At 39.1% G+C, this 13,616-nt stretch carries 13 protein-coding genes; 4 read left to right on the top strand and 9 right to left on the bottom strand.

Going from position 1 to position 13,616, the window contains the following annotated elements; genetic code table 11:
* Position 1: 1 nt before the first annotated feature.
* The 9 genes from LJE12_RS09180 to rpmH all read right to left on the bottom strand — a co-directional run bounded on the left by LJE12_RS09180 (position 2) and on the right by rpmH (position 8,895).
* Entirely contained in the window at positions 2-1,075 is a 1,074-nt protein-coding gene (locus tag LJE12_RS09180) for an ABC transporter ATP-binding protein (RefSeq protein WP_118614446.1), read from the bottom strand.
* A 233-nt stretch (positions 1,076-1,308) separates the two neighbouring features.
* Positions 1,309-2,031, bottom strand: coding sequence for a 16S rRNA (guanine(527)-N(7))-methyltransferase RsmG (rsmG, locus tag LJE12_RS09175; RefSeq protein WP_020993346.1), 723 nt, complete (start codon positions 2,029-2,031; stop codon positions 1,309-1,311).
* Between the two features lie 179 nt (positions 2,032-2,210).
* On the bottom strand, positions 2,211-4,085 hold the full coding sequence (gene mnmG / locus LJE12_RS09170) for a tRNA uridine-5-carboxymethylaminomethyl(34) synthesis enzyme MnmG (RefSeq protein WP_020993345.1): 1,875 nt from the start codon (positions 4,083-4,085) through the stop codon (positions 2,211-2,213).
* A gap of 70 nt (positions 4,086-4,155) precedes the next feature.
* Positions 4,156-5,529, bottom strand: a complete 1,374-nt coding sequence (mnmE, locus tag LJE12_RS09165) for a tRNA uridine-5-carboxymethylaminomethyl(34) synthesis GTPase MnmE (protein ID WP_020993344.1) — start codon at positions 5,527-5,529, stop codon at positions 4,156-4,158.
* A 276-nt stretch (positions 5,530-5,805) separates the two neighbouring features.
* Positions 5,806-6,747 (bottom strand): RNA-binding cell elongation regulator Jag/EloR, encoded by a 942-nt coding sequence (gene jag, locus LJE12_RS09160; RefSeq protein ID WP_118614448.1) that lies wholly within the window; start codon positions 6,745-6,747, stop codon positions 5,806-5,808.
* 20 nt (positions 6,748-6,767) lie between these two features.
* A complete protein-coding gene (locus LJE12_RS09155; protein WP_118574753.1) occupies positions 6,768-8,057 on the bottom strand; it encodes a YidC/Oxa1 family membrane protein insertase in 1,290 nt (429 codons plus the stop codon).
* 87 nt (positions 8,058-8,144) lie between these two features.
* Positions 8,145-8,357, bottom strand: coding sequence for a membrane protein insertion efficiency factor YidD (gene yidD, locus LJE12_RS09150; protein ID WP_008708006.1), 213 nt, complete (start codon positions 8,355-8,357; stop codon positions 8,145-8,147).
* The gene (gene rnpA / locus LJE12_RS09145; protein ID WP_227226885.1) at positions 8,326-8,697 is read right to left on the bottom strand and encodes a ribonuclease P protein component; all 372 of its coding nucleotides are present in this window, start codon (positions 8,695-8,697) and stop codon (positions 8,326-8,328) included. Before rnpA ends, yidD begins: the two co-directional genes overlap by 32 nt.
* A gap of 63 nt (positions 8,698-8,760) precedes the next feature.
* Positions 8,761-8,895, bottom strand: coding sequence for a 50S ribosomal protein L34 (gene rpmH / locus LJE12_RS09140; RefSeq protein WP_008708004.1), 135 nt, complete (start codon positions 8,893-8,895; stop codon positions 8,761-8,763).
* Positions 8,896-9,518: 623 nt separating this feature from the next.
* On the opposite strand from rpmH, the gene dnaA reads away from it, so the two are divergent.
* The 4 genes from dnaA (at position 9,519) to recF (ending at position 13,581) form a co-directional block, all read left to right on the top strand.
* Complete coding sequence (gene dnaA / locus LJE12_RS09135; RefSeq protein ID WP_008708003.1) at positions 9,519-10,874, top strand: chromosomal replication initiator protein DnaA; 1,356 nt, start codon at positions 9,519-9,521, stop codon at positions 10,872-10,874.
* Between the two features lie 278 nt (positions 10,875-11,152).
* Positions 11,153-12,268 carry a DNA polymerase III subunit beta gene (gene dnaN, locus LJE12_RS09130; protein ID WP_055053962.1) on the top strand — a complete coding sequence of 372 codons (1,116 nt, stop codon included), beginning with the start codon at positions 11,153-11,155 and terminating at the stop codon, positions 12,266-12,268.
* Between the two features lie 13 nt (positions 12,269-12,281).
* Positions 12,282-12,491 (top strand): RNA-binding S4 domain-containing protein, encoded by a 210-nt coding sequence (locus tag LJE12_RS09125; protein ID WP_008708001.1) that lies wholly within the window; start codon positions 12,282-12,284, stop codon positions 12,489-12,491.
* Between the two features lie 4 nt (positions 12,492-12,495).
* A complete protein-coding gene (gene recF / locus LJE12_RS09120; RefSeq protein WP_227226884.1) occupies positions 12,496-13,581 on the top strand; it encodes a DNA replication/repair protein RecF in 1,086 nt (361 codons plus the stop codon).
* Positions 13,582-13,616 lie beyond the last annotated feature (35 nt).

Here is a 13,616-nt window from a genome sequence, read left to right as displayed (position 1 = left end):
GTTATTTCTCTCCCCCTTTATCATTATTCTGTTCTTCCGATATTTCTGCTGATGTCTGTTTTACGTTTGTCTCGTTTGATCTACCGGCATCAGTATCTTTATCTTCAGGTGTATTTGGGACTTCGTCTGCAGATATTGGTTTATCGGATGCAGTAAGTTCAAGGAAGATTTCCTCCAGTGATACTTTCCTGGACTTCATCTCATAGATTGGGCTGTTAATCTCCGACATTTTGTAGAATACTTTTTCCCGAATGTCATTCTGCTCCTCTGTTGAAACTTTCACACTCCAGAGATTCTGTTTCTCATCTTTTTCCATTGTTACGCTGTTGACTCCCTCAATTCCCTCGAGAGCCAGCCTGATCTGTGTTTTTTCACCTTTAATAAGCATCTCCAGAGTATTGGATCCCTCTGCAAGTTTTCCAAGATTCTCAGGAGTATCGCTTGCTACCAGTTTTCCATGAGAAATGATCAGCACGTAATCGCATACCGCGCTTACTTCAGAAAGTATATGCGAGCTGAGAATAACGGTATGTTTCTTTTTTAATTCTTTAATTAAGGTTCGGATTTCAATAATCTGTTTAGGGTCAAGACCTACTGTCGGCTCATCCAGGATGATCACCTCCGGATACCCCATAATCGCCTCAGCAAGACCAACTCTCTGTCTGTAACCTTTTGACAGGTTCTTTATCAGACGGTTTCTCATGTCTGAAATCTTTACCATATCCATGACTTCTTCGATCATGTTTGCTTTTTTATCTTTTGGGATTTTCTTGAGATCTGCCACAAATTTCATGTATTCCAGGACAGTCATATCAAAATAGACCGGCGGCTGTTCAGGCAGATAACCGATACATTTCTTTGCCGCTTCCGGTTCTTCGAGGATATCGTGTCCGTCAATTTTGACGGTTCCTTCGGTGGATGCGATGTATCCGGTTATCATATTCATTGTAGTGGATTTTCCTGCACCGTTTGGTCCCAGAAATCCATAGATTTTGCCTTTCTCTATTTTAAAGGAAAGGTGGTCAACTGCCGTATGGTTACCATATCGTTTGACCAGATTGTTTACTTCAATCAATGTGTTCTCCTCCTCTTAATTTTTGCCAAAATAAAATATAGAAAATGTCCCCAGGTGAAACAGAGAATGGGGGAACCCGAGGACATCTCTATAAAAGTAGTTTATGATGAAGTTGTGATGAAATTAGGATAAAAGTGTGATTATTCTGTGATGTTTGTTTGAAAAAAATAGCTGTCCCGAAATCTCGGCATTTTTTGCCAGAAGATTTCATGAGACAACTATACATAGATTTATTATGACAATGGTTCTTTTAATGGTGTTCCTGCTTTACGCGGATACTTTCCAGGTGTAGATTTTTTCTTATTTATAATGACAAGGGATCGGTCAATCTCGGAGTCCGGCAATTTAAAGTATGTGATGTCTTTCACCTGACCACCGAGGATATTGATTGCTTTCTCTGCTTCTTCTGCCTCTTCCTGTACAGTTCCTGATTTATAGGAAATGAAAGTTCCTCCTGTCTTTACATAAGGAAGACAATATTCTGACAGAGTTGCAAGGTTTGATACTGCCCTGGATACACAGAGATCATATTTCTCACGATACTCTTTATTTTTTGCATACTCTTCTGCTCTTCCATGAATCGCCTTAATCCCTTCTAATCCAAGAAGTTCAAAACTTTCCTCAAGGAAGTTTACCCTCTTTTTCAGAGAATCCAGCAGACATGCCTCCAGATGTGGAAAAGCAATTTTCAAAGGCACACCTGGAAATCCGGCACCTGTACCGATGTCCATAATTGTTTTTACTTTTGTCATATCAATGGCTTTTACACAGGCAAGACTGTCAAGAAAGTGCTTTGTAAGTACTTCCTCAAACTCAGTAATACCTGTCAGATTCATAACCTTATTTTTTTCTACCAGAAATTCATAAAACTGGATAAACTGATTTTTCTGCTTCTGGCTCAGCTCTATACCCAGTTCTCTGCATCCATTTTCCAATGTCGTCAGATTATACGGCATGTATTATTCTCCTTTTTCTACCTTTATTTATTATTTTTGTATATTTTACAGGGTTGTTTTATGTGCTTTTATGATTTTATCTGTTATTTATAGTCCGTTATTTTACTCTTTTATGTACTATTTTAATATTTTTTGCCAATTTCTTGTTTTTATAAGCACATTAAAGCGTATTATATTAATTATTTCGTACTGGAAAGATACACCAGTAAAACTGATATATCAGCAGGAGAAACTCCTGAAATTCGGGAAGCCTGTCCGATTGAAATCGGTCTGTATGCTTCCAGTTTCTGACGTGCTTCGATTCTCAGGCTTCCAACTTTCTCATAATCAAGATCTGTCGGGATTTTCTTTGCTTCCAGTTTCTTAAACTGTTCTACCTGTTTTAACTGTCTGCGGATATATCCATCATACTTGATGTTAATGTCAACCTGTTCCTGTACATCCCATGGCAGTTCCGGACGTTCTTTATCAAGTGGTTTGATTGCTTCATAAGAAAGTTCCGGACGGCGGATCAGTTCAGCCAGAGTAGTTCCAGATTTCAGCGGTGTGCTGTTATAGCTTTCCAGAAGGGTCTGAACCTCTTTGTTTGCTCCGATATTTGTATGTTCTACTCTGCTGATCTCTGTTTTTATCTGTTCTTCTTTCGTAAGGATTTTCTGATAATCCTCTTCACTGATGAGCCCTGCCTGATATCCCTTTTTACGAAGTCTCAGATCCGCATTGTCCTGTCGGAGAAGTAATCTGTACTCCGCTCTGCTGGTCATCATTCTGTATGGCTCATGGTTTTCTTTTGTTACCAGATCATCAATAAGAACACCAATATAAGCCTCAGAACGGTCAAGAATCAGCTGTTCCTGACCTTTAACTTCCAGAGCAGCATTAATTCCTGCGATCAGTCCCTGCGCCGCTGCTTCTTCATACCCTGAGCTTCCGTTAAACTGACCGCCGCTGAACAGTCCTTTGATTTTCTTAAATTCCAGTGTAGGATATAACTGACGTGGATTAATACAGTCATATTCGATGGCATATGCATTTTTTACGATTTTTGCATGTTCCAGTCCCGGTACGGAATGATACATTTCTTCCTGCACATCTTCCGGCAGAGAGCTGGACATTCCACCAATATACATCTCATTTGTATAGAGACCTTCCGGCTCAATAAATACCTGATGACGATTCTTATCTGCAAAACGGACTACTTTATCTTCAATTGACGGGCAATAACGCGGACCGGTTCCTTCGATCATACCAGAATACAATGGAGAACGGTCAAGGTTTGCACGAATGATCTCATGAGTTTTCTCATTTGTATATGTCAGCCAGCAGGATTTCTGCTCTATCTGAACATCTTCCGGATTAGTTGAGAATGAAAATGGTACAACTCTCTCATCTCCAAACTGTTCCTCCATTTTACTGTAGTCAATTGTATTTCCGGCAATACGGGCAGGTGTTCCTGTTTTAAAACGGAACATTTCAATTCCCAGCTCTTTCAGAGAATCAGTCAGATAGTTGGCTGCCTGCAGTCCGTTTGGTCCTGTATAATTACTTACATCACCGTAAATACATCTTGCTTTTAAATAAGTTCCTGTACAGAGGACCACAGCTTTACAGTTATAAGTTGCACCGGAATATGTTTTTACCCCTGTAATCTTTCCGTCCTCGACCAGAAGTTTTGTTACTTCTCCCTGTTTAATAGTCAGATTAGGTGTATTTTCAAGCGTTTTTCTCATTTCATTGCTGTATGCCTGTTTGTCAGCCTGCGCACGTAAGGAGTGCACTGCAGGTCCTTTGGAACAGTTAAGCATTTTGGACTGGATAAAGGTCTTGTCAATATTTTTTCCCATTTCACCGCCCAGGGCATCAAGCTCTCTTACCAGATGGCCTTTGGAACTGCCGCCTACGTTCGGGTTACATGGCATTAATGCGATACTGTCTACACTTACAGTAAACATCACTGTATTCAGGCCCAGGCGCGCGCCCGCAAGTGCTGCTTCACATCCGGCATGACCGGCACCGACTACAACAATATCATAATCTTCTACTAACGTTCTCATTTTGTCTCCTTTTATTTTACAACTGCTCATTCTATTCTTTCAAAAATCGCCGAAGGCGATTTTTTGATTTTTATTTACCCATGCAAAACTTGCTGAATATCTCATTTACCAGATCTTCACCAACAGACTCTCCGAGGATTTTACCCAGATTTTCATATGCATTCATAAGATCTATAGAAAAGAAATCTTCCGGCATTCCCATTTCGATACTGTTTCTGACCAGATCAAGGCTTCTGTCAGCCTCTTCCAATGCTGCTTTATGACGGGCATTTGTAATATATACCTCATCATTAAAGGAAATCTCTCCTCCAAAAAACATATCTTTAATCTGTTCTTCCAGTTCTGTAATGCCTTTTTCTTCTTTTGCAGAAATCGGAATTACAGGATGTCCTGTTTTTTCTTTCAGGATTTCCGGCTGGATTTCCGGCTGAAGATCAGTTTTATTATACAGGATAATCGCCTTTTTTCCAGTAAGCATTTCCATGATTTCTTCATCATTTTCGTCAAGCGGAACAGAAGAATCCACTACATAAAGAATCAGATCTGCTTTCTGTGCCATTTCTCTGGCTCTGTCTACCCCTATTTTTTCCACAATATCCTTTGTTTCCCGGATTCCGGCTGTATCAATAATCTTCAGAGATATTCCATGAAGTGTGATATATTCCTCCAGAATGTCTCTGGTCGTCCCTGCAATATCTGTCACAATAGCCCGGTTTTCTCCGATCAGAAGATTTAACAGTGAGGATTTTCCGGCATTTGGTTTTCCAAGGATAACTGTCTGGATTCCCTCCTGGATCATCTTTCCGTCAGAAGAAGTTTTCAACAGGCGCTTCACTTCTTTCTGTTCATTATCCACAACTTCCAGAAGTTCCTGGGGATATCCATCCAGACTGATATGTTCCGGATCATCCAGTGCCGATTCTATATATGCAATGTGATAAATCAGCTTTTCTCTGATATCTCGGATTGCTTTCTGCACAGAACCTCTTAACTGATCCATGGAACTGCGAAGCGCATATTCATTTTTCGCCTGTATAACATCCATAACAGCCTCTGCCTGGGACAGATCCATCCGTCCGTTCAGGAAGGCACGTTTGGTAAATTCTCCTGGTTCTGCAATTTCGGCACCATTTTTCAGCACTGTATCCAAAACCCTCTGCATAGCATATACACCACCATGACAGTCTATTTCTACTGTATCTTCTCCTGTAAAAGTCCTCGGTGCATGCATGATCATTACCAGAACCTCATCAATCAGTTCCTCTCCATCATAAATATATCCATAATGAATGGTATGAGTCGGAACTTCTTTTATTTTTTTCTTCCCGCCTTTTGATCTGTAGATACGGGAAATCACATCCATGGCATTCTCACCGCTGATACGGATGATTCCGATTCCGGACGCACTCATGGCTGTGGAAATTGCTGCGATTGTTGTTTCCATTTTTTTCTCCTCACTTGCCTGTTCTATAATAGTTCCGTCCCTGCGGAACAGTAGACTGTTACAATAATTCTGTCATCTTATATACATAACAGGAAAATCACACTGACTACTGTTATTTTTTCTGCAAGTGTGTAATCTCTCTGGTATATATACAAGACTTTCCGTAAAATAAAAATGTTACTCCAGGCAAAAGTACACACGCAAAGTTACGTGTTATTCACGCTTTCACCTAGAATAACATTCTTTTTTCATATCTGCAATGAAGCAGTCATAATATTAATTTCTTTTTAATTTTACCACTACATGACGGTAAGGCTCTTCACCCTCACTGACTGTCTCAACGAATTTATTTCCCTGAAGAGCAGAATGGATAATTCTTCTCTCATAAGGATTCATTGGCTCAAGAATAACCGGCTTGCGGGTTTTTCTTACTTTATAAGCAATACCTCTTGCAAGGTTCTCAAGAGTTTCTTTACGGCGCTTGCGGTAATCTTCTGTATCAAGTTTTACACGAATGTAATTTGATTTACCTTTATTTACCACAAGACTCGTCAGATACTGAAGAGAATCCAGAGTCTGGCCTCTCTTGCCGATAAGGATTCCCATATCTTCGCCTTCAAAGTCAACTTCCAGACTTCCGTCCGTTGTGTTATATTCAGATGTAATCTCTACTTCTCCAAGATTCATGGACGCAAATACATCACGAAGGAATACCTTTGCTCTGTTTTCTACTTCTTTAATCTCTTCCGGATCTGTAAGAATCTCAACAGGCTTTGCCGGTTTTACCGGTTTAGCCGTCTTTTCTCTGACTTGTTTCTCTTTTGGCTCTCTGAATTCTCTCGGCTGTTTTTCTTTTGCAGCCCTTTCCTTTACAGGTTTTGGCTGTCTTGGTTTCTCAGAAACAACTTTCGGCTCTTTGATTTCTTTCTTTACCGGTTTTATAGCTTCCGTTTTCTTTTCTTCCTGAACCGGGGCTTCCTCTTTGAAGGAATCGAGTTTCACTGTCTCTACGATCTCCTTCATTTCTTCTTCCTCAGAAACCGGCTCAATCTTACGAACCTTAATTACTGCAGGCTTGCTTCCGATTCCGAAAAATCCGTTGCTGCCTTCACTTATTACCTGAATCTCAAGCTGGTCACTGGATACGCCAAGCTCGATACATGCTTTTGTAATTGCTTCACTCTTTGTTTTCGCTGAAAACTGGATATAATCCTCCATGCCAACCCCTCCGTTCCTGACTACTTCTTCTTATTACGCTCATCAAATGCTTTTACCAGATTGGCCTTTGCAGTAATGCTGCCAGGTTTTGCATTCGCAGCGTCTTTGTAAGCTTCTTCAACCTTCTTGGCTCTTGTCTCAACATTTGTATTGCTGCTGCCTTTTTCAATCTTATTGATATTCTTGGCGCTCTGATGGGCCTGATTTGTAATCTTCTGAGGTGGAAGTCCCGCTTTCTCACGCTTCTTTTCCATCTTCTTCATATTCTCACTGATCAGGTCTTCAATCTGGATCTTATCCATCTTTTTATTGATAACAACCTGCTGCACACTTCTTACTGCTGCACTTGCTACCCAGTAAATACCAAGACCTACCGGGAATGTGAAACAGAATACTGCTGACATCAGTGGCATTACCATATTCATTGTCTTCATGGAATTCATCATTGCGTCCTGCTGTGAATCACCACCCTGCTGTGCTGCCTGAGGCATCAGCTTTATGCTGAGTGTCTGTGTAGCCCACGCAAGAATCGGGATAAGAATCGCAACGATAGCAAGAAGAACAGATCCACCTACAAAAGCTGCTTTAATATAAGTCAGTGGCTGATCAGCGATATTCAGACCAAAGAAATTCTGCACATGTGAAATCTCTTTTGCAGTGCTGTTCAGCGTATCAGTAAATCCTGCAAACTGGCTTGTCTCAGCAAGTGTTTTCCACTGGGAAGGTGATAATGCATACAAAAAGTCTGTGACTGAATTACTTGTAGCTTTACTTCCATCCATAATAAGCTGAACTCTTGTCATCTTATTATCTGTGATAAACTGCTGAAGGATATCTGTATATCCGTTTACACCTGTAATACTGGTAACTGCAGATGCAAGAATATCCTTTACGCTTCCTACATATGCCGGAATTTTATAAATTACCTGGTATAATGCCATCAAAATAGGGAACTGGATCGCAAGCTGTACGCAGCTTCCTGTAGGAGATACACCATATTTCTGATATACAGCCTGTGTTTCCTCCTGCATTTTCTGCATTGCAGCAGTATCGTTGTTTTTTCCCTTGTACTTCTTCTGAATCTTCTGAAGCTCCGGCTGCATGATCGCACTCAGCTTAGAGAATTTCTGCTGTTTGATCTGCAGTGGGGTCATAAGAGCATAAATAAGGATACTGAAGATGATAATACAAAGACCGATATTCTGAATTCCAAAGATATTCAGCAATCTGTAAATACCATCCATGATCCATCCCATAACGGTCGCAAGCTGACCAATGATAGGAGTGCTGCTCTTTGTCGCTAAAATCATTTCCAAGTTCATTTCCTCCTAGAATCCATAAATGACAGGAGGTTCCTTCGATCGATCAATATTCAATTTTCAAGTACATTCCTGTCTTTACGGTACAGGGTCATAGCCTCCGTGGGAAAAAGGATTACAGCGAAGTATCCTCCATACCGCAAGAAGACCACCCTTTAATGCACCATATTTTTCGATTGCTTCTAAACCATATTGAGAACATGTGGGAATATAAGGACATTTTGTTCTCTTCATCGGTGATATATACTTTTGATAGAGTTTAATTATTCTGATCAGAAACTTCTTTATCATTGTTCTTACCTGCTATGCAGTGCTTTCCCGCCAGATGCATCAGCGCACTCTCTATCTCTTGATAGGTTCTGTCCTTTGCCTGTGGGCGTGCAACTACTACAATGTCCAAACCGTTTTCAAATTCCGCTTCATTCAACCGATAACTCTCTCTTATCAATCTGGTGAGTCTGTGGCGAACCACACTATTCCCTACTTTTTTACTTACTGATATTCCCAGACGATTCTTCATGTACTGATTTTTCAGTACGTACATCACCAGATACCGATTACCTTTTGATGTTCCATTTCTGTATACTTTTTGAAAATCTTGATTTTTTTTTAAGGACTCTGATCTTTGCATAGAATCCCCTTTCCTGATCTCTTTTTTAAGAGAAGAAAAGACCACATAATTGCGGTCTTATTCTTAGGCTGATAAATGCTTTCTTCCTTTTAATCTTCTGGCAGCTAATACTTTACGACCACCCTTTGTGCTCATACGAGCTCTGAAACCATGAACTTTTGCTCTGGATCTCTTTTTTGGCTGAAATGTCATTTTCATAGGTAAAGCACCTCCTTTATCTATTATCCATGTTAAATTTTGTAACTTTTTAAGTATGACAGACACCGGATTCTACAGCTCTCCTGCCCGCCAACTTTACTTATTAGAACATCATTTCAATTATATTCATAAAGGGTGGATTCGTCAAGTATTATTTACACAAAGATTTAAATGGTTTTTTATGCCATTGTGGATTACATAATTGGTTTACGTAATATTATCCACATTTTGTGGATAACTTGTGGATAACTTGTGGAATACCTATATATCTTTCCACTTTCTCCTGTCTATTTTACACATATCTTCAAAAAAATGCTTTTATTTCTACTTTTCTTACTGTGCATAAAATTATCCCCATTTTTTATCGTTTTTAAAAGAATAACGTCACATTATGGTAACCGGAATTGGCTTTTCCACTGTTATCCACACTAATCCACATAAAAAGTGGGGATAACTTTTTTTCCACATTTCCCTCAAATATACATTGCGAAAACAGGCATTTTATTATAATATATATAAGGATATTTATGTCTTTTTTAAGAATACGGTCAGAGTTTGTGGAAAACTCAATATTATCAATACACGCTTAATATAGAAGTAATACGAACCGGGAGAACCAGAAAATGAACAAAGTTGTGGAAAAATGGGACGAAATCCTGCAAATCGTCAAGACAGAACATGATCTGTCCGACGTTTCTTTTAATACCTGGCTAAAACCACTTACTGTTTACGAAGTAGTTGACAATGTCGTCACTATTATCGTGCCTTCAGAGCAGGTAGGTCTCAATTATATAAGTAAAAAATATAAACTTCCACTTCAGGTAACGATCAGTGAAGTTACCGGAATGGAAAACTGTGACATCAATTTCATATTGCCGGAAGATGTTCCGAAAAAAGAGGAAGTTTCTCCAAAAGCGCAGTCTCAGGACGCACGCTGCGAGGAAGCTCATTTGAATCCAAAATACACTTTTGATACCTTTGTAGTCGGAAGCAATAATAAATTTGCCCAGGCAGCAGCTCTTGCAGTTGCCGAATCCCCGGGTGATACCTACAATCCGCTCTTTATCTATGGCGGTGCAGGTCTGGGAAAAACTCATCTGATGCATTCTATTGCTCATTTCATTATTGATCATGATGAAAACAGCAAAGTACTTTACGTTACCAGTGAAGAGTTTACCAACGAACTGATCGAAACAATCCGTAATGGAAATAACTCGGCAATGACCAAGTTTCGTGAAAAATACAGAAACATTGATGTTCTTCTTGTCGACGATATTCAGTTTATTATAGGAAAGGAATCTACACAGGAAGAATTTTTCCATACCTTTAACAGCCTGCACAGTGCCAAAAAACAGATTATTATTTCGTCAGATAAACCTCCAAAAGATATGGAAATCCTGGAAGAACGTTTCCGTTCACGATTTGAATGGGGCCTGATCGCAGATATCACACTGCCGGATTACGAAACCCGAATGGCAATTCTTCATAAGAAGGAAGAAATGGATGGATATGATATTAACGAGGAAGTAATCAAATACATTGCAAACAATATTAAATCCAATATCCGCGAACTGGAAGGCGCAATCAACAAGGTGATGGCTTTTGCCAAACTTGAAAAAAAGGAAGTTACACTTGAACTTGCCGAACAGGCGTTAAAGGATATTATTTCCCCTGATGAAAAGAAAGTCATCACGCCGGATTATATTATTTCCATGGTTGCTGAACATTTTGATGTTACAGTGGATGACCTCTGTGGAAATAAGCGTAACTCCAAAATTGTAACCCCCCGCCAGATTGCCATGTATTTATGCAGAGAAATCATCTCAACTCCGCTGAAATCTATCGGAAAATGTCTTGGAAATCGTGATCATACTACCATTATGCACGGCATCGACAAAATTGAAAAAGAAATCAACAACGATGAAAACCTTAAAAACACCATTGAAACTTTAAAGAAAAAAATTAATCCACAGGGATGAGGATAACTGACTGTATAACATGTGTATAAGATGTTGATTGAATGTGTATAAGTGTGTATAACTTTTCGCCGCTTTTTGGGCGCTTCGGTTATACACAAGTTATACACATACTTTAAGCACACCTTTACACGAAGTTATCCATATCTGAACTCCTTGAAAAATCAACCTTCAATGGAGTTTTTCACATATTCACATCCCCTACGGCGGCGACGACGGATTCCTTTTATATATTTATCTATAAAAAACCACATCACCCAAGAAAGGAAGTTATACACATTATGAAAATCATTTGCCAGAAAATCAACTTGCTCAAAAGTGTAAACATCTCACTGAAAGCAGTTCCCTCTAAAACAACAATGCCAATTCTGGAATGTATTCTGATTGATGCTACTACAAACCAGATCAAATTTACTACTAATGATATGGAACTCGGTATAGAAACAATTGTTGATGGAACCATTGAAGAAAAAGGAATCATTGCGCTGGATGCAAAAATTTTCTATGAAATCATTCGTCGACTGCCAGACAATACGGTAACTATTAAAACAGATGAGAAACTTACTGCCACCATTACCTGTGAGAAAGCAAAATTCACGATACCTGGTAAATCCGGAGAAGATTTTGCATATCTCCCACTGATTGAGAAAGAAGAAAGTCTTACTATCTCTCAATTCACATTAAAAGAGATGATTAGACAGACTATTTTCTCAATTGCCTCCAATGAAACCAATAAGCTGATGACCGGTGAACTTTTTGAAATCAAAAATAACTACCTGAAAATAGTATCTCTCGATGGACATCGTATTGCGATCAGACGTATGGAACTGAAAAAAGATTATGCTGACCGCAAAGTGGTGGTACCTGGCAAAACACTTAATGAGATCAGTAAGATTTTATCCGGTGAAATTGATGATATTGTAAATATTTATTTCTCAAAAAATCATATTTTATTTGAGTTTGACCAGACTATTGTTGTTTCCAGATTAATCGATGGAGAATATTTCCGTATTGATCAGATGCTTTCCAGCGATTACGAAACCAAAATTAAAATTAATAAAAAAGAATTTCTGGACTGTATCGACAGAGCCACTCTGTTGGTAAGAGAGGGAGAAAAGAAACCGATCATTATTGAAATTACAGATAATTCTATGGAATTACGTATTGATTCTGCAATGGGTTCCATGAATGAAAATATTGATATTGATAAAGAGGGCAAAGATATCCTTATTGGCTTTAATCCAAGATTTCTGATCGATGCACTCAAAGTAATTGATGATGAAACAATCAGTATCTACCTCGTAAATCCAAAAGCACCATGTTTTATCAGGGATGACGAGGAAAATTACACATATTTGATTCTGCCTGTAAATATCAACCAGAATCAGGCAAGATAGGGAGTAAATGAAAATGGAAGAAATTAAAATCAGAGATGAATTTATAAAACTGGGGCAGTTACTGAAACTTGCAGATATGGTTCAGGACGGGGTTGAAGCGAAATATGTGATCACTGACGGACTGGTAAAAGTAAACGGAGAGGTAGATGACCGTCGTGGCCGAAAGGTTTATGAAGGTGACATCGTTTCTTATGATGGAAAAGAAATTAAAGTGATCAGGTGAATAAATGTATATTGAATCTGTTCAGTTAAAAAATTTCAGAAATTATGATTCTCTGGAACTCGATCTGGCACAGGGGACGAATATATTTTACGGCAATAACGCTCAGGGAAAGACCAATATCCTGGAGGCACTTTATCTTTGCGGAACTACAAAATCGCATAAAGGAAGCAGAGATAAGGATATGATTCAGTTTGGAAAGGATGAATCTCATATCAGGATGATGGTAAAAAGAGATGAGCTTTCCTACAGGATTGATATGCATCTTAAAAAGAATAAAGCAAAAGGCGTTGCGATCAATGGTCTTCCTATCCGGAAGGCCAGTGAGCTTTTCGGAGTAGTTAATCTGGTGTTTTTTTCTCCTGAGGATCTGAATATTATAAAAAATGGTCCGGGTGAGAGAAGGAGATTTCTTGATCTGGAACTGTGCCAGTTAGATAAAATATATCTTACAGATCTGGCTTCATATAACCATATTGTAAATCAGAGAAATAAATTGCTGAAGGATCTCAGTGTTCAGCCTTCACTTAAAGATACACTGGATATCTGGGATATACAGATGGCTGAATATGGACGGAAGATTATTGACAAGCGCAGTGAATTTATTAAAGAACTAAATGAAACGGTTCAAAAAATACATGGTAATCTTACAGGGGGATTGGAAGAACTGAACGTTATTTATGAACCGGACTGTACAGCAGAGAAACTGGAAAGTACTATTTGTGCCAACAGAGAAAGAGATATGAGGATGAGACTGACATCCGCAGGCCCACACAGAGATGACCTGTGTGTAATGGCAAATGGGATTGATATCAGGAAATACGGTTCTCAGGGACAGCAGAGGACAGCGGCACTTTCACTTAAATTATCAGAAATATATATAGTAAAGAGAAAAATAAAAGACACACCGGTTCTGCTTTTGGATGATGTTCTGTCCGAGCTGGACAGCAGCAGGCAGAATTATCTTCTGGACAGTATCAGTGATATCCAGACATTGATAACATGTACAGGGCTGGATGATTTTATCAGTCATCAGTTTCAGATAAATAAGGTATTTCAGGTAGTTCAGGGAACAGTATCACAGCCTGTGTAAGAAGAAACAATCTTTTGACAAGGGTATGGGCTTAT

The organism is Blautia sp. DFI.6.71, assembly GCF_020593585.1.
Taxonomy (GTDB): Bacteria; Bacillota; Clostridia; order Lachnospirales; family Lachnospiraceae; genus Blautia_A; species Blautia_A wexlerae.
The sequence above is the reverse complement of the archived record's forward strand: the minus strand, read 5'-3'. Positions and strand labels throughout refer to the sequence as shown.